Source organism: Marinifilum caeruleilacunae (assembly GCF_013141825.1).
GTDB lineage: Bacteria > Bacteroidota > Bacteroidia > Bacteroidales > Marinifilaceae > Marinifilum > Marinifilum caeruleilacunae.
Genome location: NZ_RZNH01000006.1, coordinates 136,949 through 162,820, shown reverse-complemented (window position 1 = coordinate 162,820; position 25,872 = coordinate 136,949). Strand labels below are relative to the sequence as shown.

At 39.5% G+C, this 25,872-nt stretch carries 13 protein-coding genes; 1 reads left to right on the top strand and 12 read right to left on the bottom strand.

Annotated elements, in window-relative coordinates; genetic code table 11:
* On the bottom strand, positions 1-6,523 hold a 6,523-nt coding region (locus ELS83_RS22060), incomplete at its 3' end, for a DUF6359 domain-containing protein (protein WP_216616400.1).
* A 327-nt stretch (positions 6,524-6,850) separates the two neighbouring features.
* Between ELS83_RS22060 and yccS the strand changes: the two genes are divergently transcribed.
* A complete protein-coding gene (gene yccS, locus ELS83_RS05960; protein ID WP_171594621.1) occupies positions 6,851-8,995 on the top strand; it encodes a YccS family putative transporter in 2,145 nt (714 codons plus the stop codon).
* A 147-nt stretch (positions 8,996-9,142) separates the two neighbouring features.
* On the opposite strand, the gene ELS83_RS05955 is transcribed toward yccS, so the two are convergent.
* From ELS83_RS05955 to ELS83_RS05905, 11 genes are all read right to left on the bottom strand, one after another.
* Positions 9,143-10,258 carry a PLP-dependent cysteine synthase family protein gene (locus tag ELS83_RS05955; protein ID WP_171594620.1) on the bottom strand — a complete coding sequence of 372 codons (1,116 nt, stop codon included), beginning with the start codon at positions 10,256-10,258 and terminating at the stop codon, positions 9,143-9,145.
* A gap of 208 nt (positions 10,259-10,466) precedes the next feature.
* The gene (gene trxB / locus ELS83_RS05950; protein WP_216616398.1) at positions 10,467-11,423 is read right to left on the bottom strand and encodes a thioredoxin-disulfide reductase; all 957 of its coding nucleotides are present in this window, start codon (positions 11,421-11,423) and stop codon (positions 10,467-10,469) included.
* Between the two features lie 21 nt (positions 11,424-11,444).
* Positions 11,445-12,725 (bottom strand): L-cysteine desulfidase family protein, encoded by a 1,281-nt coding sequence (locus ELS83_RS05945; RefSeq protein ID WP_171594619.1) that lies wholly within the window; start codon positions 12,723-12,725, stop codon positions 11,445-11,447.
* A gap of 135 nt (positions 12,726-12,860) precedes the next feature.
* Positions 12,861-15,659, bottom strand: coding sequence for a M16 family metallopeptidase (locus ELS83_RS05940; RefSeq protein WP_171594618.1), 2,799 nt, complete (start codon positions 15,657-15,659; stop codon positions 12,861-12,863).
* Between the two features lie 358 nt (positions 15,660-16,017).
* Positions 16,018-18,009 (bottom strand): protein-disulfide reductase DsbD family protein, encoded by a 1,992-nt coding sequence (locus ELS83_RS05935; RefSeq protein ID WP_171594617.1) that lies wholly within the window; start codon positions 18,007-18,009, stop codon positions 16,018-16,020.
* 475 nt (positions 18,010-18,484) lie between these two features.
* Positions 18,485-19,534 carry a 4Fe-4S binding protein gene (locus ELS83_RS05930; RefSeq protein ID WP_171594616.1) on the bottom strand — a complete coding sequence of 350 codons (1,050 nt, stop codon included), beginning with the start codon at positions 19,532-19,534 and terminating at the stop codon, positions 18,485-18,487.
* Positions 19,524-20,159: a 4Fe-4S dicluster domain-containing protein gene (locus tag ELS83_RS05925; protein ID WP_171594615.1), complete on the bottom strand. Its 636-nt coding sequence runs from the start codon at positions 20,157-20,159 to the stop codon at positions 19,524-19,526. Before ELS83_RS05925 ends, ELS83_RS05930 begins: the two co-directional genes overlap by 11 nt.
* Positions 20,160-20,167: 8 nt before the next feature.
* Complete coding sequence (locus ELS83_RS05920; RefSeq protein ID WP_171594614.1) at positions 20,168-21,106, bottom strand: phosphate/phosphite/phosphonate ABC transporter substrate-binding protein; 939 nt, start codon at positions 21,104-21,106, stop codon at positions 20,168-20,170.
* Between the two features lie 554 nt (positions 21,107-21,660).
* The gene (locus tag ELS83_RS05915; RefSeq protein WP_171594613.1) at positions 21,661-23,241 is read right to left on the bottom strand and encodes a DUF4369 domain-containing protein; all 1,581 of its coding nucleotides are present in this window, start codon (positions 23,239-23,241) and stop codon (positions 21,661-21,663) included.
* 187 nt (positions 23,242-23,428) lie between these two features.
* The gene (locus ELS83_RS05910; RefSeq protein WP_171594612.1) at positions 23,429-23,833 is read right to left on the bottom strand and encodes a thioredoxin family protein; all 405 of its coding nucleotides are present in this window, start codon (positions 23,831-23,833) and stop codon (positions 23,429-23,431) included.
* Between the two features lie 79 nt (positions 23,834-23,912).
* Positions 23,913-25,796, bottom strand: coding sequence for an FG-GAP repeat domain-containing protein (locus ELS83_RS05905; RefSeq protein WP_171594611.1), 1,884 nt, complete (start codon positions 25,794-25,796; stop codon positions 23,913-23,915).
* Positions 25,797-25,872 lie beyond the last annotated feature (76 nt).

The window sequence follows — 25,872 nt, the reverse complement described above, 5'->3', positions numbered from 1 at the left end:
AACCTGCACCAATAATCGTAATCTCGTTGCCAACCAGTGTAGCCGGACCAGATACCAACTCAAAGCTTACTGCCAGTTCCGATGAAGCGCTTGCTTCCAAACTGAAGGCTGCATCGCCATAAGTTTTATCTGCAATTTCTGCGAAAGTGATTGCCTGAGCGGCTTTGTTTACAGTGAAAGTTCTTACCACTTCTTCTGCTGCTGCATAATTATCATCACCCAATTGAATTGCCTTAACGGATACAGAACCTGCTCCAGTAATTGTCAATTCATTTCCAGTTAAAGTCGCCGGACCAGATACCAGTTCAAAACTTACTGCCAATTCCGATGAAGCGCTTGCCGTTAATTCAAAGGCTGCATCGCCATAAGTTTTATCTGTAATCTCTGCGAAAGTGATTGCCTGAGCGGCTTTGTTTACAGTGAAAGTTCTTACCACTTCTTCTGCTGCTTCGTATTCATCATCACCTAACTGAATTGCCTTTACACTAACTTCTCCTGTTCCGGTAATTGTCAATTCATTTCCACTTAATGTAGCCGGACCCGATACCAACTCGAAGCTTACTGCCAGTTCCGATGAAGCACTTGCTTCAAGATTAAAGGCTGCATCTCCATAGGTTTTATCAGAAATCTCTGTAAAAGTGATGCTTTGCGTCTTTTTAGCATTTTCCTCCGTATTCAGTTTCAATCTCAACATGATTGGATGGTGATCAGAAATACTCACATTGGTTTGAGAAGTATTATTGGTCAGCAACTGATACTCATCGTACAATTCATTTGAAATGGCAATGTGATCGATATTAGTTGATGATGTCACAACATGATCAAAATAATCCTCCGTTTCGAACCATGAACTGTAAGGTGAACTTTTACCGGAAGTCATACTGCCTTCCAAATAATCATTGTAGTCTCCCAATACAATTAAATTATCAGTAGTATAATTGGTATTCAGTTCATTCATTAAGAAAGTAGCATCTGCTAATTTTCTTGAGTGGCTGTCCTGGCAACACTTGGCGTGGATATTAATCAATTTAACCACATCCTTTTTGCCATCGATTACCACCTCTGCTTCAAACAAATATGGCATACGACCCGATGCCCAAAATTTAGAAGCATTGCCGGTATATCCATCAATGGAAGTTGTTGATCCTCCCTGGTACAAATCCGAAAACATGGAGAAATCGTTCAGATTGCTCACTGATGTTTTATTGAAAATATAGCAAACTCTCTGAGCAGGATATTCTGTTGTTGGTTCGGAATCATCATGTGAATAACGCGGACCAACAATACCTTCGTAAATTTGATCTCCTGCCAATTCGTTTAGTTTATCCACCAATGGAGTCATAAAATCTCCATTCACATTGTCAACTACCAACTCCTGAAGAGCATAGATATCTGCATTTAAGTTGATAATTTCCTGCGAAACTGCATTCAATTGTTCCGTAAAACTCGATGCACTTTTCGATTTTGAAGGAACTCCAAACCACTCAATATTCCAGGCTACAACATCCAATGTTTTATCCATTCCTAATGTAGAAGCATCTGCAATATCAGGAGAAGCCGATGAATTCAAAGAAAGTGTCAGGTTTTCCGCTCCTTTTGCTTTGTGAAGAATTTCACCTGTACTTCCATTCACCACAGCAAGCTCAGGAGTCAATCTCACCTGAATCGTCATTGGAGAAGTCTCCGTTTTAGCAATTGTAAGTTCTGAATTCCAATCTGTTCCATTCAAAGAAAGTTGGTAATTCTTACTTGCCTGAACGGTGATATCACCTTCCAATGTTTCGAAACTCAATTCATAAGTTTGAGCTGTACTGCTTTCACCTACTTCGGTATATGGGAACTGAAGGGCAGCAGTTTGGTTGTGCGACAATGTACCTGTAATTGGTACTCTTGTTCCCTCAATTACTACATCATCAACCTGGTAAGTGGTGGTAAGGTTGCTACCATTACCCGAGTATTTAAAAGCGATATAAATGCCACCTTCATAGGCTGACAGGTCTACTTCACCAGACGCTACAAAGTCAGGTCCATAAGATGAGTTATTTCGTTCATCAATGTTTGCCGGCAAAGTATTCCATGTTGCCGATGTCACATCTGAGCCATCAAAATCGGTCGAAATCAATACTTCTAAAGTGGTTCCTTTGTAGTAACCATTTTTGGTTTTAAAGTTTAGTTTTTCATTATTGTAATTCTCCAGATCGATTTCAGGGGTAATTAACCAGGAAACAATATCGCCGCTTGCCTGGTAGGCCGACATCTGCATGTACTTGTTGCTCGAGTACTCAGTAATTTCCCAGCTTCTGTCGCCTACTTCAGTTTTCAAAATCCAGTTCGAATGTGTATCCGATTCAAAATCTTCGTTTAAGAAGGCCACCGGAACCAATGCTGGATCTCCTTCGGTTCCAACCACCGAAACACTTTTTGATTCTTCCCCACTTGTAATCTCGATATTAGCTCTTACTTCTGCCCCAAGTTCCGACTCAGGAACAAATTTTACAGAAATCGTTGTTTCCGCCAGGCTTCCATCTGTAATTGTAAGGCTTAAGTTTGAAGTAAATGTGCTTCCATCGCTTGAAATCTGGAAGTGTTGAGGCGCTGTAATGCTCACATTTTCACTCAGCTCACTTGCCGATAATGTAAAGCTTTGTACTGCAGATTCATTGCCGTACTTCACCATTCCAAAATCTGTAAGTCCACCTGTTACTCTTAGTTTAGACGGAGTTGTTCCTTGTCCGCCATCCCAGGCAATATTCTTTGCTTCTCCAAAAATATACTGCACCAATTCAGGATGATCAACAAATGGATTTCTGTTTTTTTGGTAGCCAAAAATCACATTATTTCTTCTCACCTCATAAGGGTCAACCGGATCTTCCTCGTGCCATTCCAAAAGGTGGGAAAGTTTCCCGTGTCGTGCAGCCGATTCTGATGATTTGCACTGGTCATCGACTGTCATTTCCCAACGGGTAGCCATATAAAAAATCATACGTGCCACATCACCTCTTGCCGATTTTGGCGGAGTGTAACCTGGCGAGTCATTTCCAAAATCTCTCGATCCGCGATTGCTATTCTCTTGAGCATCGGTTGCTCTCAAGTGGTGACCATCGGTACCAGGACCATTTGCTGTTCCAAACCCTCCATGAGATTTTGCCCAGGTATGCTCTCGGTTCCAACCTGTACTTCCCGATACATGTGCAGATTTTGCAATTCCTTCTTCAATGTACATTTGCCATACCTGCGAAGCATTTTTAGGATTTTCGTCTCCATCTTCACACATATCCCAAACCGAACTGTAGCTAAGTTGTAACGAACCAGCCTCAATAATGTCATGGATTTTAGCTCGCAATACACTTCCGGTTAAACCTACAGCTTCACCATAATAATCAACTGGAACCTTTACACTGTTCATATGGTGGCTGGCGCTTACCGTTGCCACATACTCTTTTGGAGTCAGGTTTACCACAATGCTTCCATCGCCTGTGGTTGAAGGATCAAGGTAAACGTACTGATCAAGAATGCTGCCTGAACTTCCATCATTATCAGTGATACTGATATTTCCTGATACTGTTGTTCCCAATACAACTCCCGCCGAAGGATTCGTCAGGCTAACACTTAGGCTTTCAGTGCCTTCATTCTCCGAATCATCGATAATACTTAAAGTACTGGTTGCAGTGTTCGATCCTGCCTGAATGCTAAGTGTAGTTGCTGAAATGCTATAATCACCTGCTGTGATTCCACTTCCCGAAATGCTCAAATCAATGCTTTGATTTTCTGTCACATTTTCGGAGGTAGTAGCAGTAATGGTAATGCTTGTTTCATCGGCTTCCGAAGCTGATGTTGTTGATAAGCTAAGCTCAACTGCTGGCAATGCTGGTCCCGACGATAGTTCTTCAATCACAGCATTCCCTTCAAAAGAAGCATGACCACTATAGGTATCTCTGAAACCATCAAATTTGATTTGCTTGCCCAAATTTTCGGGATTGTCCTTTAAATTCCAGGTATCACGATTGGCACCAGCCTCTAATTTCAGGTTCAAACAATTGTCGAAATTGGTTTCATCCTTCGAATCGGCAACAGAAATGTAGTAAGCATTCTCAAATGGAGCTTCAAAATCAGTTCCAACACTTACAATATATCCATAAGCAAAATATTTGGTCGATGATTCTGCCAAAGCCAAAGCCTCTGTAATGGTAAATGGTTTTTCTTCTGATCCATCGTTTGCTTCAACATCATTATCAGTAATTGTAATATCGCCGTTAATGCTTGAGCCCAACTCAATTCCTGCAGAAGGATTACTAATCGAAACCGTCATGTTCTCCGATTCTTCCACTTCAGAGTCGTCAACAATAGTTAGAGTAGCTGTTCCGGAAGTTTCTCCTGCCATAATCGTAATCTGGTGATTCGACAGTGTATAATCATCAGTCGTAATTCCTGTTCCTGTTACACTTACATCAACAGTTTGGTTCTCGCTTACACTTTCACTGGCATTTGCAGTAAGAGTAATCACACTTGCGTCGGCTTCAGATGCCGAGTTTGTAGATAATGCCAACTCAACAGTTGGTAATACGGGTCCCGATGACAGCTCTTCAATCACACTATTCCCTTCAAAAGAAGCATGACCACTATAGGTATCTCTAAAACCATCAAATTTGATTTGCTTGCCCAAATTTTCGGGATTGTCCTTCAAGTTCCAGGTATCACGATTGGTACCTGCTTCTAATTTCAGGTTCAAACAATTGTCGAAATTAGTTTCATCCTTCGAATCGGCTACAGAAATGTAGTAGGCATTTGTAAATGGTGCTTCAAAATCGCTTCCAACGCTAACAATATAACCGTAGGCAAAATATTTTGTTGATGATTCTGCCAAAGCCAAAGCTTCTGTAATGGTAAATGGTTTCTCTTCCGAACCATCGTTTGCTTCACCATCATTGTCGGCAATCGTAATCTCTCCGCTAATGCCTGAGCCTAATTTAATTCCAGCTGAAGGATTGCTAATGGAAACCGTCATGTTTTCTATTCCTTCCACTTCAGAGTCGTCCACGATTGTTAGTGTGGCACTTCCTGAAGACGCACCTGCTAAAATGGTAATCTGATTTCCTGATAGTGTATAGTCGCCAGAAGTAATTCCTGTTCCTGCAACAGTTATATCTACAGTTTGGTTCTCACTTACATTTGCACTGGCATTCGCTGTTAGTGTAATGACTGTGGCATCGGCCTCTGATCCTGCATTGGCAGAGAACTCAATATTCACCAAAATATCATCACTGGCATTGGATGTTCCTGGTGTTGGAATACCTACCACATAAGCTGTGGTGTTTCTCGCACCGCCTTCACCATCTGTGGCCCTGTAAATGGAATGATTGTCCTTATCATTTTCCTCATTTTCATTGATCTGTCCTCCTGCGAGTAATCCAGCCAATAAGCCTGCATCATCCGAATCATTGGTATCATACACCAATAGATCAACCAAATTGTTGGTGGTAAAAGGAGTTCCGCTGGCAAAATCGGCAGCTGATGCCTGGTAGATCGCAACTGCATCGGCTCCATTTTGCAATCCATTTTCCGCAAATGTAATTCCAACATTAGCAACACCAGCATTTCCAACTACGAAAAATCCTTCTGCATTTGTGTTATTCCCTGATAAGTCAATGGCCTGGTAAGATTGATCGCTACTTCCGTTAAAAAATACAAGTACATGACCATCCATTGAGGTATTTCCTGCACCTCCATCGTATAATTCAATAAATTCTCCTGCATCCGTTCCGCTCTGATCACAATCCAATTCATTGATTAACAAATTTGAAGATACCACGCTCTCTTTCGTAACAGTAACCTGATAATCCTGGCTTGAGGCATCTTCGGCTGTAACAGTGTATGTTACCGGATTACTAAAATCCTGGGCTTCACCACTGGCCGGACTCACACTTGCTTTGTCCGAAATTTCGATTGCAGGTGTTAGAGAAGTCAAATCAGCGGAAGCTGGTAAAGTAAGACTTATGCTGTGCTCACTTTCGTTGATAGTGGCAGCCTTTCCATCGATTGTGAATGATGTAATGGCTTTGGCAGAGCTTTGTGTTGGTGCATCACCATATGCAGTCCATTCGATGTCATCCACACTAATTTGCTTGCCGCTACCTGAGGTATTCTTAATTTCTAAACTAAATACTCCCTCAACATTAATATTATTTACGACAAATTCCTGCACCGTAGTTATCGCAGGAGATTCTCCATAAGACACTCCATTGATAAACAGTTCTACTTTTCTTGTTGGAGATGATGTAAACTCTTTTTCAAGTTTACATTTAAAATCTTTAATCCCATTAGGAATATTTTCTGCTTTAATTGAGCTTGAAGATTTTCCAAAGCAAATGGACTTTCCATTTATCTGTTGGTCACCTCTACAAAGCGTATAATTCCAGGTTAAGGAGTTATTTCCTTCAAAACTGCCCGTTTGATACGAACCAGCTGAATGAGTCATTTTTGAGAAGTCTTCCAATCCCTGTCCCAGTAATAAATTGACAGGCATAAGAATCACAGTTAGCAATGCCGCGAGGCACCACTTCCGCAAGGTGTAAAGTGTTAACATAGGCTTAGTTAATAATAATGATTTGTTTAGTTTTCACTTTATCACGAAGAGCCTACAAAATGGTTGTTGAGTCGCTAAAATAGATAAAAAACCAACTCAAATATAGAACATGGATTAAGTTTATGTGAAGTTTTGATTAACAGACCTATTTTACATTTAAACATCTTACAGTATGAAGTTTATGAATGGAAAGTTTGAAATAAATTCTAAAATACACACTTTCAAATTTGAAGTTCTGCTATCTTTGTCAGTTAATCTTGATGAGCGATGAAAAATAGAATTAGAGGAAATAGATTTCAAGGACAACAGTGGTATGAATTCTGGATTCGCAATTTGTGGCGTTATCCAAATCGCTTATTGGCCCTAAAGGCGGCCATTTCAATGGGAGTGCTACTGATTCCATTTGTTGCCTTTCAAATGTCTTTTATCGGGGTAACTCTTGCTTTGGGAGCATTGGCCGGTGCATTATCCGAGACCGATGACCATCCGAAAGGAAGAATTAAAGCCTTGCTCTTAACTGTGCTCAGCTTTGTAATTTCGAGTGCTTCGGTACAGCTCTTGCTGCCCTACCCGATATTATTTGGGATTGGTCTTGTAGGTTCAACTGTTACTTTTATCCTGATTGGAGGATTGGGTGAACGCTATCGCGGAATTACATTTGGTGCCTTGCTCATTGCCATTTATACCATGCTTGGCGCCGAAATTTCTCCCAACTGGTACTTGCAAATTATATTATTACCTGCCGGTGCATTGTTTTATGGTTTGCTCTCTTTAATTCTACTTTACCTGCATCCTGCCCGATTACTTGAAGAGCAATTGGCAGATGGTTTTGAGAACCTTTCCTTATACATGAAGGAAAAATCAAAACTATTTCCAAGCGATAAATCCATACAAAAGAAAACCAGGCAAAGGCTTGCCTCTTTAAATGTGCAGATGATTGCCTCCTTGGGCCGCTGTAAGAATGTTTTGAATTCCTATGCTGATGCCATTCAGGATAGCAATGAGTTGCGTCCTTACCTGCACAAATTTATCCTTTTGCAAAGTTTACATGAACGTGCAGCCTCGAGCCATGAGCGATACGATTTGTTGAGTTCCGATTCGGACAACCGAGAAATTCTGGAAGGCCTGGGACAGTTGATGCTGCAGTTGTCACTTGCAGCGCACGAGGTATCTAAAAGCTTGCTGATGGGAACGGAATACCATCATCCTGTATCCATTAAATGGACCATTAATGCCATCAAAACTCAACTGAAAGAAATCAGGAAATCTGCGAAAAAGAACGATCTCGGTTTACTTTTACAGAATTTGAATCAATCGCATATTTCCCTGCAAAACATGAATTTTAATGTAAGTTCCGGCTTTTTACCACGAGTTGACAAAGATACAAACAGCTTGTGGAACCGATTTACAAGTCAGTTAAACTGGAACCACCCAAAATTAAAATATGCATTTCGTTTGTCGACCTGTTTTCTTTTGGGTTACATTTTAATGCTTTCCTTTGATATTGAAAAGGGGTACTGGATATTGCTAACAAGTTTGTTTGTTTGTCAGCCCAGCTATAGCGAAACACGACAGCGCCTGTTCCAAAGAATTCTGGGAACAATTACAGGTGTTGTAATTGGTGTTTCGGTGGTACAAATTCTACCTACAGCCGGAGGACAGGTTGTTTTGCTTTTGGTAGCCAGTTACCTCTTCTTTTCATGGTTAAAAAGAAATTATGCAACATCGGTAATCTTTGTTACTATTTTTGTAATTGCTGCCTTTAACCTGATTGCCGACAAAGGCGTTGTGGTGATGATTCCAAGAGTGATAGACACTGTAATCGGAGCTGCACTTGCCATTCTGGTGGTTCGCTTTATGTGGCCCGACTGGCAGTACAAACAGTTGCCCAACCTACTGGCATCGGCAGTTGAGAAAAACAGGAATTATTTTAACCGGATCTTGCTGGAGCATGAATCGCCAAGCGAAGATGATCTGCCATATCGCATTTCGCGTTACCAGGCTCACCAGGCCGACAGTTCATTGTCACTGGCATGGAGAGGCATGAAACTTGAACCAAAGCGACACCAGAAATTGCAAAAACGTGCTTTTTCGATTACCTATCTCAACCATGCGCTTCTTTCCTATTTATCGGCACTTGGAGCGCATCGAAGCATTGCTGATTATATGAACGATGAAGTGAAATTGATGTACCAGGAAGTTGAAAAGACATTGCATTCTGTAGCATTATCTTTAAGAAAGAACGATTCTCAGTGCTCATCGGAGGAGTTAAACCTTGTACTTGAGAAAATTGGAGATCGCCTTGAGCATGCTGAAAGAGGAACACAAAGACAAAAATTGGTATTGCTTTACAATATTGCAGAGGTAACCCAGCAGTTGGTGCAAAAGGCTTCGCAAATTAGTGAGGAATAATTGGTGCATGTTTAAACAGATTTACAAATCTTGAAATAAAATTTTACTTGTAGATATACTCCATTCAAATCAAAAGCATATAATAACTTTCTACAAAAAAACCTCTGTCGGTAATGACAGAGGCTTGAGATATGGAAATTAGATTGATTAATTTCTTCGCGGACAATATGGCAATTTCACCATTTCGTATGCATCATGATAATTTCCTTCGACACAGTCGGTAGGATCACAACAAGTGTGACACACTCGTTTAAAGGCTCTGAATTTATGCAAATCAACACTTGGTGCCATAAAATCTTCTTTTACTGGTTCTTCACGCATTAAATCGGTACTCAGGTATTTCTTATTGTCATCGGCAAATATGGTAACCACTACAGCATCGGGTCCTAATTCTTCCTGAAGTTTCAATGCTCCCAAAAAGTTTGCTCCCGATGAAATACCGATTCCAATTCCCAAAATAGATGACAATTTCTGCGCCATAATAATAGCGTCACCATCGTCAACACTTACAATATCATCCAGCTTATCCAATTCTACGATTGATGGAATAAACTCATCAGAAATTCCTTGAATACGGTGTTTGCCCACTTTGTAACCGGTAGTCATTGTTGGCGAATTGGAAGGCTCCAGTGGATGAACTTTAATCTCCGGATTCTGTTCTTTCAGGAATTTTCCTACCCCCATTACAGTACCTCCGGTTCCAACACCTGCTACAAAGGCATCAGGTTGTAAGTTTCTATATTTTAATTGCCACCACAACTCTTGTGCTGTTGTGTTGTAATGAGCTTCGCAATTGTCCCAGTTGGAAAATTGGCGTGGCAAAAATGTTTTCTCATCTTCTTCGGCTAGTTTATTGGCCATTTCAATACTTCCAAGGAAACCACCTTCTTCTTTGCTTACCAACTGAATATCCGCTCCATAGCTTCTAATCAGGTTGATTCTTTCCTGGCTCATCCAATCGGGCATATAAATGGTAACCGGATGTCCCATGGCACGACCGATTCCTGAAAAAGCAATTCCAGTATTACCACTGGTTGCCTCAATAATACGATCTCCTTCTTTTAAAGCTCCGCTTTGATATGCTTTCTGCAAAATATGAAAGGCCATTCTATCCTTGATACTACCTGTCATATTCAGGTATTCGGCTTTAGCATAAATGGTTCGTGTTACTCCTTTGTATTCAAACTCAATTGCCAGCAAAGGTGTATTTCCAATCAAACTGGAAATTCCTACAAGTCTTTTGCTTAGGGGATTTGTAATCATTTTGTTAGGTTGTTATTTAGTTGTTGAACATATTTTAATTTATAGAGATCTGTTTATCTCTTATTTTTTTTTAAAAGAGGCAATCTCGCATTATAAAAACATGTCTGAAAATTTGTCGAGATTGCCTGCTTCGCTGAAACTTACACTTAAAATTCGATATTATGGAAGATCAAATCTTCTCAATGAATGCTTCAGAGAGAAAATTCAATTAGTTCAATTCTGCCAAATATCTTTCTGCCTCCATAGCTGCCTGGCAACCAGAAGCTGCAGAAGTAATGGCCTGACGGTATACAGGATCCTGAACATCGCCACAAGCAAATACACCTTCAACATTTGTTTTTGGTGTTCCTGCTTCGGTTAAAATGTATCCCTGCTCGTCAGTATTTACATATTTCGAGAAGATATCAGAATTTGGATGATGTCCGATTGCCAGGAAAAATCCATCAATGGCAATTTTCACCTCTTCTTCTTCCGAAGTTCCGGCCTTCTTAATTAAAGTACAGCCTTCTACTCCCATATCTCCAGTTAATTCTTTTGTATTGTGCTCGAATAAAATTTCGATATTCTCTGTTTTGAAAACTCTATCTTGCATTGCTTTAGAAGCACGCAAGTGGTCCTTGCGAACAACCAAATACACTTTATTACAAAGTCCGGCAAGGTAAGAAGCTTCCTCGCAGGCAGTATCACCACCACCTACAACGGCAACATCTTTACCACGATAGAAAAATCCATCGCAAGTAGCACAAGCCGAAACTCCTGATCCTTTATACTTCTCTTCGCTTTCCAGTCCAAGGTATTTTGCTGTTGCACCTGTAGCAATAATTACCGATTCAGCTTCAATTTCTGTTTTGCCATCAACGGTAACTTTATATGGTCTTTGCTCAAAATCTACATTGGTAACAATTCCCCAACGGCAATCACAACCAAATCGTTCAGCTTGCTTTTTAAGCTCTCCCATCATTACCGGACCGCTAATTCCTTCCGGATATCCCGGAAAGTTATCAATCTCGGTTGTTGTAGTCAACTGACCACCAGGCTGTAAGCCTTCATAAACCACAGGATTCAAATTGGCTCTTGAGGCATAAATTCCCGCAGTATAACCTGCTGGCCCCGAACCAATAATCAAACACTTTACTTTTTCAATATTATTCTCTTTCACATCCATCTTTAATCTATCTTTTATAGCTTATGATACCTTTTTCATTTTCTCCAACATGGTCTTTAGAATCACCTCATCAGTAACTTCCATTCCCTCGTTTGCCAGACGTCCGATATTTCGAATGGTCGCCTCAACATCATCATCAATAATCCCATTCATTCCGTTCAGCACATTGTGGTTCATGGCCAATAGAGATGACTGGATTGCAGCACTAACACTTGCCGAAATTTTATGAGAACAACCGTACTTCGCACCATCGCAAATCATACCGGTAACACTACCCGTCATGTTTTTCAATGTCATGCCCAACTGCTGGAAATCTCCGCCCATAATATAAGTAATACCGCAAGCTGCTCCTGCAGTTGAAAGCAATACTCCACACAAGGCTGATAGCTGACCAACAAAAGATTTCATGTAAATGGTTGTTAGCAAAGCCAATGCAAGGCCTCTTAGCAAGTTATCCTGCTCAACTTCCAACTCTTCGGCTGCAACAACAACCGGAAGTGTTACACTAATTCCCTGATTACCACTACCGCAGTTCGACATTACCGGCATAGTACTACCCGCCATACGAGCATCCGAAGCAGCTGCCGTTAACATGATTGATCGGTTCATCAAATCAGGAGAAAGCAAACCTTTCTTAATGTTCAACATCATCGATTTACCCACTTGCAGGCCATAATTTCCGGTCAAGCCTTCTTCTGCAATCGATTTGTTCAGCTTAATTCCTTTTTCGATAAAGCGAATCTCATCAATATCAACCGTGTTGATAAATGCATAAATATTTTCAAAACTCCACTTCGAGAAGTCTGTACCTCCTTTGTTTTCAGAATTACAAGCATTGCTGTAAATTACTTCGCCATTTCTCTCAACTGCTACAATGTTTGTGTGTCGATCCTGAATTACTACTCGTCCTGTGTTATCGCCATTGTGGCAGATACACTCAATGTACAACTTTGGCACATCGTATTTTACATCAACTGAGACCTTTCCCTGGTCGACAAATGCTTTTGCCAATTCCATTACATCATTGCCGATGCCATCCAAAACTTCCAATCCTGCTGTTGGATCGCCCCCCAAAGCTCCCAAAGCTCCGGCAATTGTTAATCCAACCATACCAGAACCAGGAATTCCTACTCCCATACCATTCTTTAAAATGTTACCACTTACAAAGAACTCTATGCGTTCAGGTTGTAGTGTTAACACTTCACGTGCCTTAGCAGCTGCATATGCTACTGCTACTGGTTCTGTACATCCAAGAGCCGGGACAAATTCTTCCTTCAGCTTTTGTAAGAAAACTTCTTTCATTATTAGAGTTAAAAATTAAATGTTTGTTGTTTTTGTTTTTTGGTGGTTAATTGTTGTTAGATGAAAGAACGGACCGGCCGGCCCCTTACCTCCGACCGATCCAAAACTAAACCAAAACAGACTATTGATTTTGTTTTACGAATTCTTAGGGTTCATCACTACCTCAACAGAATCGTATTTTTTGAATAATTTTTTAGCAAATTCTTTTACTTTCTTCGTGCTAATACCGTTTACAAGTTTGTTGTAGGCTTCGGTATTGGTAATCGCCTCATTGTTCATTAATGATGACTGAATTACACTTAGCCAGAAGCTATTTTGTTTTACAGCCTCAGCTCTGTTCTTGATGTAATTCTTTTTGATTTCTTCAAGATCAGTTTCGTTCACTGTTTTTAGAATGTCTTCGATTTCTTTGTAAACCAAACCTCTTAATTTCTCTTGCTTTTCAGGAGCACAATCGAAACTAATAGAGATGCCAACATGTTCGTATGGACGCTTACTGATTGAAGGACGTACACTTACTCCGTAAGTTCCACCTTCTTGCTCGCGGATGGTTTCCATATATCTTTTCGATAACAATTCTGCCACAACTCTTGCATACATTCTGGTTTCAAGATTGTAATCCATTTCGTTATTCACAGCAAGGTAAACGGTAGATTTAGGCACTTGCATTTCTCTTTCGAAGATATTTTGCTTTTTGCCTTCGCCCATGCGTACTTTTCTGTCTACCCAGTTCTCTGCTCTATCTTCAGAAGCAATGCTACCAATGTACTTGCGAATTAATGGCAAGTGTTTTTCTTCATCGATATTACCTACAAACAGGAAGGTAAAGTCGCTTGCATCTTTAAATCTTTCCAGGTAAATGCTCTTTGCTTTTTCAAAATCGATGTTGTTTACAAACTCATCGTTGAACATTAAAGCACGTTCGTGGTGGTTTGCCATCATCTGACCAATTGTATCTTTCAATGCTTTGCCATTATCAGCTTTCGCATTTTGAAGATTGTTCTTAATGGCACCCATTTGAGCCTGGAACACATTCTGGTCGAATCTTGGGTGTTCGAAATACTGATACAATAATTGTAGCATGGTTTCGAAATCTTTTGGAGAAGCAGATCCTGAGAATCCTTCAGTAAATGAACCCAATTGAGGTTTTACACCTGCAATTTTACCCGTTAGTTTCTTTCTTAACTGAATGGCATTGAATTCACCTACACCAGAAATCTGTGCTAGCATGGTAGCCATTTCTCCCGATTCCATCTCTTCTCTTTCAAGAAGCGAGCTACCTCCAAAACTATAAGAGCTAAACAAGATTTCATCCTTGCTGTAATCCGTCGGAAGAACAACCACTCTTGCACCATTCTCTAATGTATATAGTTTCGCATCAGTACCTTTTACTGCTGATTCCTCCAAAAACTTCTTCTCAGTCAATTCATCTGTTACCAATGGAGCATCACCTGTTTCATCAGCGTAAGCTTCGATATTTGAAGTCATTACTTTCTTTAATGAAGCAAACAACTCTTCTTTGGTAGGGTATTTAATTTCTTCCTTATCAGGACCACTTAAAGCAAATACACTGTTGTTGATATTGCCATAGTGTCTCAAGATTGAGTTTACCTCGTTAATTGTAATGCTTGGAATGGTTTTCTGACCAAATTCTACTTCCCACTCTACCGATGGAGCTGGATTTGCACTCAAAAAGTGCTTTTGGTAAGTTTTTGCCCAATCCTCATTCGAGATTTTATCTTTTCCTTGTAAATAAGATTCATAGCTTCTTAGGAAAGAAGTTTTTACTCTTTCCAATTCCGATTCGGTGAATCCAAAACGTTGCACTCTTGCAAATTCAGTCATGAATGCTTCGAATGCTTCAATTTCTTTATTTTCTTTTGGAGCAACACCAATGTAGTTCGCCTCTTTGGTACGACACATTTCGAAATTGCCAACCTGCATTCCTACAGCTGGACAATCAGGATTTTGCATCAACTCTTTCAAGCGGTTATTCAACATGGTGTTGAACATTCCCTGTACCAAACTTTCGCGCATGTAATTCTCGTCGCGTGTTGTATAAGCTGGCTTACGGAAAATCCAGTTGATAGAAACTGATTTTGCTTCTTTATCTTTTGCCAAAATGTATTGTGGCTCTTTGCTATCTTCTACCTGGTAGTATACTCTTTCGGCAGCATTTTTAGGCATTGGAATCTTTGAGAAAAGAGCCTGTACCTTAGCTTCCATTTTATCTACATCGAAATCACCTACTACAACTACTGCCTGGTTATCCGGACGATACCACTTCTTGTAGTAATCGCGCAACTGCTTGTGCTCAAAATTATCGATAACATCCAAATCACCAATTACATCGCGTTTAGCGTACTGAGAGTGATTGTACATTACCGGGCTGGTTTGCGAATTGATACGGAAACGAGAATTTCTACGAGTTCTCCACTCTTCGTGAATTACACCTCTTTCTGCCTCAATTTCTTCTGCTTCCAACAATAGGCCACCAGACCAATCGTGAAGAACAAGAAGAGCAGAATCGATTAAATTTTCGTTACCAGTAGGAAGGTTACTGATATTGTATACTGTTTCATCCTGAGCAGTATAGGCGTTGATATCTCTACCAAACTGAATCCCATTTTTCTCAAGATAGTTAATCATGTTTTTTCCAGGGAAATTTTTAAGACCATTAAATGCCATGTGCTCCAGAAAGTGAGCCAAGCCATTTTGTGCATCTTCTTCCAGAATTGCACCCACGTTTTGCACAAAGTAAAGACTTGCTCTGTCTTTTGGTTCTTCGTTGTGCATTACATAATAGCTCATTCCATTAGATAGCTTACCATGCTTTACCTTAGGATTCAAAGGAATTGTTGTAGTATTTTGCGCCTGGGTCATTCCAGAGAACAAAATCGTACTCATTACGAGTAAGGTTAAGAATTTCTTCATTTTGTTGTTTTTTTAGTTTTTCTCAAAATCATTCCGAGAGTTCTTTAGTCCGAGACTAAATTTTTATGAGTTTGCACTCACTAAAAAATTGGTTTTGGTAATCGGTTTTCTAATGAAAAAGGGTGTGAGCAGGGAGTTTATAGATCAGATATTGGGGTAAAGTTCTTGACTGCCCTGCTCGTAACCACTAACTAGTATTTGTTGTTGTAATTTTTTGATTTTGGTAGTTGTATGTTGATTTTAGATCAGATAACAGGAGGTGATTCCCTCCCATTATCTATATCTACCCTTACTAACCATGTTTTCACTAACAATATGAAAACTTACTAACTAATCTAAACTACCTTTATATAAAGCTCTACTTAACTGTTTGAGCTGTTACTTTTTTTTTGAAATTTTCCTTTCCTTCATCAAGGAACTTCACAAATTTGCTTACATCTAAATCGTAAGCTGTTGGTTCTGTTAAATCGTTGCCATTTTCATCAAGAAGTACATAGTATGGCTGAGCGTTTACATTGTACTTGCGAATCTGTAAATCAGCATTCTGTTTTCCAATGGTTTTCTTCTTCTTGCCATCGTATTCTGATACATACCACTGATCTTCCGGCAATTTTTTCTTATCATCAACATATAGTGCAACTACGATAAAGTCTTCCTGTAACCTTTTCAATACTTCAGGATCTGACCATACGTTCGCTTCCATTTCGCGACAGTTAACACAACCATGTCCTGTAAAGTCAACAAAAATTGGTTTTCCTTCACGTTTAGATGCTTCCAATGCTTCATCATAGTCAAAGTAACCTTGCAAGCCGTGAGGCAAGTGCAAGAAATCTGAATACTTTGCTTTATGAGCTGTATTGTGAGCAGGTGCTCCTCCGCCAGAGTTCTCTCTTACAATCTGACTCAGGTTAAAGTCGTGAGTTGCTTGTGGAGGTGTAAATCCTGATAACATTTTTAGTGGAGCACCAAACATACCCGGAATCATATATACTACGAATGAGAATGAAGCAATGGCCAACATCAATCGTGGTACGCTAATACTCTTTAATGGGCTATCGTGAGCGAACATTAATTTTCCTAACAGATAGAAACCTAATAGTGTGAAGATTACAATCCAGATGGCAATGTAAACTTCTCTATCCAGTAATCCCCAGTGGTAAGTCTGATCGGCAACACTTAAGAATTTTAAACCCAAAGCCAATTCAAGGAAACCTAATACGACTTTAACAGAGTTCAACCATCCACCTGATTTTGGTAAGTTGTTCAACCATCCTGGGAAAATTGCAAACAATGTAAATGGCAATGCAAATGCTAATGAGAATCCTAACATCCCAATAATCGGCATCAATACTTCACCACCTGCCGATGCAACAAGAATTGAACCTACAATCGGACCGGTACATGAGAATGAAACCAGCACCAAAGTAAAGGCCATAAAGAAGGATCCCATGAAACCACCTTTGTCTTCGTTGGCTACCGATTTGTTTACCATCCAGCTTGGCATTGTAATTTCAAACATTCCGAAGAATGAGAAAGCGAACAGTACAAAGATCAGGAAGAATAGAATATTTGGAACCCAGTGAGTACTTAGGAAATTGGCAAAGTCTGGTCCCATTACCACGGCAAGGATGGTACCAATTACAGTGTAAATTGCAATAATTGAGAATCCATAAAAGAATGCATTCATTCTTCCTTTTGCCTTGTTACCACCACCTGAGTGCATAAAGTAACTTACAGTCATAGGAATCATTGGGAATACACATGGTGTTACAATGGCAAGTAAACCACCAACAAATGCTGCAATAAAAATGGCCCAAAGACCTTTTTTGCTTTCCTTATTTTCTGAAGTAGAAGCATCAGCTACAATAGCTTTTTCTTCTACATTACCTATTTTAAGATCGAATTCATCATCGCCCATAACACACTGGCCTGTTTCATCAGAACAAGTCTGGAATTCGAAAGTACCTGCAACATGTAGAGGTAGTTCTTTTACCTTAATGGTTTGGCGCATCTCACCTTCATTTTCGAAGTAGCTTACTTCACCTTCCCAAATGTCATCGTACTTTTTGTGAGCGTTGATTGGCTTAACGTCTCCTACTCTTTCGTAACTTGAATTCGCTGCAAATTCGAAAGTAATTAAGATCGGACCTAGATCCGGATCGAAATCGTTGGAGTAAACGTGCCAGGTTTTGTCAATTGTTGCTTTAAAGACAACATCTAATTCGTCTCCTACTTTTACATCTTTCTTAGAAAACTCCACTTTCCACTTGGTAGGCTCTATCACCTGCCCGAAAGAAAGTCCGCTAAAAACCATCATTAAAATGGCTAGAATTGTAATTTTACCTTTCATCTGTTTCTTTTTAGTCTTAACTGGTTGTCACCTTAATTTGATCAGATTACAACCTGTTGGGTTGATTAGTTGATTATTTTTGGTTTTAACCTTTGCTATAGAGACAACCAAAATCTCTATTTGGGTGAACGAAATAAGTAAAAAATATCGTTAATTAAGGTTAATAATTAGCACATTAACAGACACCTAGAAAACAATCAATTATTTATATTGTTTAATTCAAACTCAGTAAACTCACTGATTATCTAGAGCTAGGAAATTCAAGTACAATCCAGATTAGATAAAAACTGTATGTGAAAAAAAAATTAATTTTTTTTTACTTTTTTTTCACTGATTGTTATTCACACCCCTTTTTTGCTTAAAATCCGTAAATAATAAGCTCGTTTTTGATTTCAGACTGACGTTATTTTGCTAGCAAAAACAAAAAAAAACCATCCCGAAGGATGGTTCTTTACTATGATGTTGATTCTTTATTTTAGAAAGCATCTTTCTTACAAATATCATTACACTTATTACACTGTACACAGTCGTAATTCGACACGTATGAGTATTTGTTTTTTCTATCGATGGCAATTGCTTGTGTTGGACATACTTTTTCGCACATGCCGCAATACACACAATTGTGATCTTTAATTTTTCTTGGCTTGAACGAAAAGAATGATACTACTCCCAACAATACACCATAAGGACACAAGAAACGACAGAATGGTCGTGGCACCCAATATCCCAAAACAAGTATTGCAATTAAATACAACCATGTTCCAATGCCGAACGCCAATAAAAATTTAGGTTCCATTGGATGTCCCAGGATATACGCCAAAGCTTGTTCGAACCAGGTTTGTCCTGTAAAGAACAATACTTTGTAAGGCTCAACCTCACAAACAAAGAAGCAGGCACTCTGAATGGCAAAATATACCGTGGCAATTAGCATTAGAATTGGTACAATTTTAAGTGCATTATTCAGCTTTTTTGGAAGCTTGATGGTCTTTTTAGATTTCTGCACAATATGCTGTACCGCTCCTAATGGACAACCTGATGTACAAAACACCCTACCAATGATTAAAGCTATAATCAGTGGAACCATAAAAATAATAAGGCTGGCCAATCCAACTTCTGCCGGTGTTATCAGGCCCATTGTGGTATTGGAAATGGCTCCAACCGGGCAAACACATCCTCCACGTATAAAACCCAGGTAGGCAAATGTAATAATAGCCATTAGTGTCATCGCCTTTTGCGATTTCCTTCTCCAAACCAGGAATACACCAATTAATATCAATAAAACCAACACACCCAAATCTACAAATACCATGTATTCAGGAGTTGGAAAATATTCCTTCGGAATGTAATTGTCCTTAAACTCACGGATATTTCCCCTGCTCAAATCATCAACACTATGACAATCGTGGCTCTCTTCCTGCACCGAAGGTAAAGCCATACTGGTATTTACCGATGCTATTAGTGAAAACATTGCAAAGGCAAGTGTCAAAAGTACTCTCATATTCAATTTTAATCCTTTACGCGCCATATCCGTTCATATCGTTTTGAGGGTACTCCAATTCATAAATTCCTTTAAAATCATCTTCTGGACCGATATACAAACGATCGATTGCATCTTCCGGACAAATTCTGGCAATGTCGCATGAATTGCAATTTAAACACAGGTCGGGACGAATAATCAGGAACATTGATTTTGTTCCTTTATCGGTACAAGCTTCGGCACATTTACCGCAACCTGTGCACTTGTCGTGATCAATATCGTAGATAAAGTATCCATCTTTGCCACCAGAAAAGTTCTTACGTGTTACTGCATCGTAAGGACAAACTCTTTCTCCGTCGCTCATGATTTTATCTGAATCGATTTGCTTATTGGAAATGTGCCCGTAGCAAACCACGCAGCAAGAGCATTTTTTCTGATCGTTCACAGCTTTCACTGCCGATGGTGTGCGAACACAACCTGTTTCACATTTTCCGCAATTGGTACATTTATCAGGATCAATTTGCCAAACATATCTTGATCTTGGGCCTGCGGTATCCTCATTCAAATGTTGACCTACAATTCTGTAAGCTATCCCTCCAAGTGCAAGCGCACATGTGGCCTGACCAGCTTTACGCAAAAAGCTGCGTCTGTCCCAATTCTTCTTCTCAGTCATAGTTTATGTTAGTTTTGTGCTATCGGTTTTTTGTATGGATTTGGAATCCACGATGCAGGTTTCACAAATCCTGCGCTTAACATTCCTTCTGGCGATTTGTCTTTCGATAAGGCCAACAAAGCATTCTGGAATCTCATGGCATCTTCTTTCGAGATCTTTTTTCTGTCGATTACCACAGAACACAATGGCATTCTTTCTGTTTCACCAATTACTCTAAAATCTTCCTCGCTGGCAACATCAACTGCACAACTTGCCGACATTACGTAATCAGATACAATAGCAACTTCGGCCTTCTTATCCATTAGTTCGTTGATACTTTCAAGACAACTTGCTTTGTAGTAGATATTTCCAGGCTTGATATTCAGGCTATCCAACTGGCGCAAAGGAGCATGGTATTTTTCGTAAGCATCTTCCTGTCCTGCAACCAATGTTCTGCCATTGATATCGGCCAAAGTTTTAATGTCGGAATCTTTTCTTACAAGGTAAACACCTGTTAACCACTGATTGTCGTATACATCAAGAATATCTGCAACTCTTTCGTAACGCAACTTGTTCTCCTTTGTCAACATGAAAGCATTCCAGGGTTTTGTAATTACACCATCATGAGTTTTGGCTCTTAACTGATCCTCCATCATGTATGGTTCCATATAATAGGTAATCTGTAAATCGATATTGAATTGTTCCAGCAATTGTTTCTGAAGCTCTTCATACTCTCTTGCTGCGATATCATGAATACAGGCACATGCTGTTTTCTTGCAATAAGTATCGTTCAGGGCAAGATTAATGGTTAGCAATTTATCATTTGGCGATGGATCGCCACAACAAGGCATAAATGCTGTTTCTTCAAACCCTTCATCTTTCTTTACTTCTTTCTTAGGCTTCTCGTTACAGGCTGCAAACACACTTATTAATAGTGCAATTGCTGATAATTTAATTAGTGATTTCATGTTATTAAGCTTTAATATACTACATCGGATTCCCCTATCATCTGTTTGTGGTCAACAGATCAAAATCCCTATACTGTTAATTCAAAATTGATCAAACTTATAAAAAAAGGAACACTTTTTCTGTCAGGGAAGTTTTACCAACCTCGCTAAGTGTTTGCCTATATGACACTATTCCTGTAAAAATGGATGAATAAAAAAGTGATTTTCTGCATTATTCATAATCCCTCTAAATAAAATCCTTTTTCATGTCTCTTCTATCACCTAAGATCGAGAAGTTCCTTTTTAGTTTTTTCTGCTTTACGATTAGGACACCAAACTTATTAGTTTGGATGAATGATTGGTTTCAATTTTAACCTTAATTAACTGGAAGGCTTGTTTAAGGAGAGTTTTAGTAATGTTTATTCACTTTATTTAACCTAAATAGAGTGAATTTACTTGTTTTGACATACCCAATTTCTCTCCATCCTTATTCATTAAGAGGATTGGGCATGTCATTTTTTTAACTATCAGTAATACAACTCAACATTGCTATATCAAACGATGCTAAGAACAAATTAACTTACCGATACACATTTAATCATTCCTTTTTCAGGAGAAGCCAGGTACAAATTGTCTTTGCTGTCAACAATCATTGGAATGTAAGAGCAACCTTTTACCAACTCCTCGATTCCTTCAATTTGCTTCGCTCCCTCGCTGCTGAAAATTTTAACACGTGTTGGATCCTTTTCTACCGTAACAATAGCACCATTATCCAGGTAAGCAACACTCACAGGATTACAACATCCATGAAAATCGTTTACCGATTTACCTCTCTTGCCAAATGCCAATAAGTTTTTGCCGCTTAAATCGTAGGCCTGTACTCTAAATGCTCCAAGGTTGGCAACCAAAACTTCGTTCTTGGCATTGATCGAAAAATCCAAAATGGCACAACAAGGTCTCATGTCTTCCAAAGCAGCTTCTTTTGCACCAGTTTTCGCATTAAACACACCAATTATTCTGCTTTGCCAGTCGGCCACCAACAGTTTTCCTTCGGCAACACGAGCTCCCGTTGCAGTAACAATTCCTTCCAGCTCGAAAGTGCTTTTCAGCTCTCCTTTTGTATCGAAAACACTACACTCAAACGCATAGGTTTCATCAATTTCCATCGTTCTCCCTCTAAATTTCCTGCTTACTTTTTTTGTCAATGGATACATCACATAAATCTGATCATCCTGATCTACAGCTATTGAAGTTGGCAGTGATGCCAGGCTTGGCTTAAATTTGCTGATCTCTTTTCCTTTTGCATCTACAATCTGAATGCTACCATCTTTAGTAAGTGTACAAACATTATCGTTCGAGAACATCCCCATATACACAATATTGGTATGATTACTTCCTGCAAATGCCTTTTCAACTTTATACGATACATTTTTGGCTTTGATAATTTCCGATGGATCCACATCAGTGAGTTCCATGTCTTTCAATTTGGTTTTAAGGGCTCTTACCAATGAATTGTCCATTTTTGGATCTAACATCGCCAGAACTTCTCTCACACCTTCAGAATCTTCACCGTGAGCCAAACGTAAAGCCAAATAAGCCGAGTAGTATGCATCAGGATGGGCTTTAATAAACTCACGATTTACATTTGCACTTGCCTCTTTGTAAGCATTAATATCTTCATCAGTAAGGCTTGCCATTTTCTCCATATTCTTGCCATAATACTGATCTCTTACTTGCTGGTCTTTTTCGCGTATCTCCTTCTCGTGTTCATTCACAATGGAAGCTTCCATTTTAATCACTTCCATGCTAAACATTTCTCCCATCATTGGGTGCGTTTTAGAGGTAAGCTTCACTTCCAAAGTATTCACGCCGTTTTCAACATACAGTCCGAAACGAACATCTTTTTCTTTGATTTCCATGAATAGGTCTTTGGGTTCATCCAATAGATCTCCGGTGATGGTGAACTTCCCGTCTTTTACTTCATACTTTACAGGATTTGGATCGTTAAAATCCTTCTTTAATAAAAGCGTTCCATTTTCATATCCGTGAATGGTTCCGTTTAGGGTAAAACCAGCTTCTTTTTTTTGGGAGTTACAAGCCGAAAGCATCATTAGAATGCTTAACAAGGCTGCTAAAGTCTTCATTTTAAGTTTCATTGTGTTGATTTTGTTTATTAGATTCCTTTGTATAAGTCAAAAACACGATGAAATCAAAATAGAATTAAGAAGGAGCTTACTTTTAAAGTTAATTAAGGTTAATTGAAAAAGAATCGCCCCAACAAGACAAAAAAATTCCTGCCTCTTTTGAGAAGCAGGAATCTTTCTATTTCAATTTTAGATGAACTTATTTTGCCAACTCGAGCAACTGTTGTTCATTTTGCATTCCTTTAATTGTCTTTACTTCTTTGCCAGAAGAATCGGCAAAAACCAAAGTAGGATACACTTTAACACCGTATTTTTTTGCAATTTCAGGACCTTCTCCCTTTTCAGCATCAATTTTAAGGCAGATAAACTTCTTATTGTACACCTTGCCAACACTTTCGAGAGTAAAATATTTTTTCGCCATTACTTTGCACGGACCACACCATGAGGTGTAAAAATCCATAAACAGTTGTTTTCCTTCTTTCTTTGCTTTTGCTTGTGCTTCGGCATATGTTCCGTGGAAGAACTCAATTCCCTGGGCTTTTACTGTAGTTGATAGAAACATCATTACTACACCAACGAACAATACCATTTTCAATTTCTTCATTGTAAAAATTTTAATCTTGTTAGACATTTTGTTGTTTAAACACTGCTAAGATAGCAAAATATGTGCCTATATCGATAAGTTAGAATTGAATCGTTTCACGGATTGTTACAGGTGGCAAACACATATCCTGATTACAAGTCTGGTAGGTAATTTTCACACCTACTTTCTTGTCTTTAACTCCGTAAAAAGCTCTCCCCATTTTAAATACCTGCTCGAAAACCAGTTCTTCGCCTTCGAATTTTGCCGTTCCCTCTGGATTAAACATTTCGGGAGTAGCAATATCGCCTGCAAGGCTCACTCCTTCGCAAGGTTCAAATTCAAATGTGGTTACCACATAATCGTTCTCCCTGTTGTGCTTGGTATCGGCATACAAATACCACCCAGCTTTCATTGTAAATTTTGCCCTGATTACCATTGGCGTGGAATATGGGTTCGGATCTTTAGTAGCTTCCAAAGAAACAGTTACAGGTCCGCTGGTGGTAGATGCTGTCTGATTGGTTTTTAATTTGTACACATCAGGCAAAACAAAATCTTTGGCCTCCTTGTACTCCTTAATTGTAGCATTTGATTCTGCTTTCTCTCCATACATTACATACACATATCCGCGATGACGGGAGGAGTAAATATCTCTCACCTGATCGTCTAAAGGACGTTGATAGAACCATGGAATTTTACCATCTTCTCCTGCAAAGCGCTTCTGCATTCTACAGGTTTCTTCATGGCGATTTGGATCACCATATCCATGTCCCAAATCTTTTCCAACGCGTGGCAATCCAAAATGATCCAGTGGTTTCCATGCCAGGGAATCTACAATTCTATAGTCCTGTACAGAAATGATACTCATCCCAATCAACAAATCGTTTACGCCGTCGTTGTTATAATCTTCCACTTTTACCTGGGTTGCTGATCCCGGGAATGGCCTGTCGCTGCCATTTTTGGCAGTAAACAATGGGCGGCGTTGCTCAAAGCGAATGCCTTTTGGAGTTTTCACGCCACGGAAAAACTCAATCGGATTTTGTCCTTTGTACGAATAAGTCGAAGTGGCCAGTAAATCAAGTACTCCATCGCCATCCCAATCGATTGGCTCGATATAGGATTTCATATCTCCCGAAATCGGACCTACATATTTTTTGTTGTGCTCATCAATCACCTCCTGATCCATCAGTACTAGTGCATTTCCTTCTGGATCGAGCAAAAGTTCTCGGTATCCGAATTTAGGCTTGGTCTTTGTTCCAACATTCAGGGCCACACGAAGGCCACCAGATCCTGCCACGAACAAATCATATAAACCATCGCCATTAAAATCGGCAAAGTGAGCCGAAGTGTAATTCCAGTAATTCAAGCTTTTGCTATCGGTCAGTTCCAAGCCGTTGATGTATTTTCTTGGATCGCCTTCCTGCTCAACTTCTACCACTGGTTTAAAACCATTGGCTGTTCCTTCCCACATCGAGATTATGCCTGGATTGTAGGAACCTGTTACCATATCATCGATACCATCGCCGGTTAGGTCTATAAAGCGTGGATGCAGGCCAATACAACACCAGTAGTAGGCAGTAATAGTATCGCCAGCTGTATCTAATGCATATTCGAATTTTCCTGAATATTTAGGAATTTCGTTACTTCCTTCGTTCAGGTGAACCTGCAGGAAAGAACCTGTTTCGCCTGTTTCGAATTCACCAATCAGCAAGTCTTTTTTTCCATCCCTGTTCCAATCGTATAAAGCCGGATAGGCGTAACCATGCTTTTCTGTCATAATTTCGTCTATCTCTCCCTGAATTTGAATGGGCTGACTCAAAAGAGGTGCACCCGGAATGTTTTCATTTACAATTTCAGGAATGCTCAACATGTTCTTTGTTTTCATGTTCTTGGCAGGTTTGTAGCTAATGCGATCGGAGTTTTTTGTCGCACATGCAGACAGTAGCGCTATCGAGCCTGCCAGAACAATCCATTTTGAATATCTCATATTGTATTTATTTGGTTAGATTAAACATGCAACTGGTTTTTGTTGCTTATTTGTAACTTAAAAACACTCTAAATAA

Excerpts from the sequence above, each read along its gene's own strand:
- yccS (WP_171594621.1), top strand. The coding sequence starts at position 6,851 with ATGAAAAATAGAATTAGAGGAAATAGATTTCAAGGACAACAGTGGTAT.
- ELS83_RS05955 (WP_171594620.1), bottom strand. The coding sequence starts at position 10,258 with ATGATTACAAATCCCCTAAGCAAAAGACTTGTAGGAATTTCCAGTTTG.
- trxB (WP_216616398.1), bottom strand. The coding sequence starts at position 11,423 with ATGGATGTGAAAGAGAATAATATTGAAAAAGTAAAGTGTTTGATTATT.
- ELS83_RS05945 (WP_171594619.1), bottom strand. The coding sequence starts at position 12,725 with ATGAAAGAAGTTTTCTTACAAAAGCTGAAGGAAGAATTTGTCCCGGCT.
- ELS83_RS05940 (WP_171594618.1), bottom strand. The coding sequence starts at position 15,659 with ATGAAGAAATTCTTAACCTTACTCGTAATGAGTACGATTTTGTTCTCT.
- ELS83_RS05935 (WP_171594617.1), bottom strand. The coding sequence starts at position 18,009 with ATGAAAGGTAAAATTACAATTCTAGCCATTTTAATGATGGTTTTTAGC.
- ELS83_RS05930 (WP_171594616.1), bottom strand. The coding sequence starts at position 19,534 with ATGGCGCGTAAAGGATTAAAATTGAATATGAGAGTACTTTTGACACTT.
- ELS83_RS05925 (WP_171594615.1), bottom strand. The coding sequence starts at position 20,159 with ATGACTGAGAAGAAGAATTGGGACAGACGCAGCTTTTTGCGTAAAGCT.
- ELS83_RS05920 (WP_171594614.1), bottom strand. The coding sequence starts at position 21,106 with ATGAAATCACTAATTAAATTATCAGCAATTGCACTATTAATAAGTGTG.
- ELS83_RS05915 (WP_171594613.1), bottom strand. The coding sequence starts at position 23,241 with ATGAAACTTAAAATGAAGACTTTAGCAGCCTTGTTAAGCATTCTAATG.
- ELS83_RS05910 (WP_171594612.1), bottom strand. The coding sequence starts at position 23,833 with ATGAAGAAATTGAAAATGGTATTGTTCGTTGGTGTAGTAATGATGTTT.
- ELS83_RS05905 (WP_171594611.1), bottom strand. The coding sequence starts at position 25,796 with ATGAGATATTCAAAATGGATTGTTCTGGCAGGCTCGATAGCGCTACTG.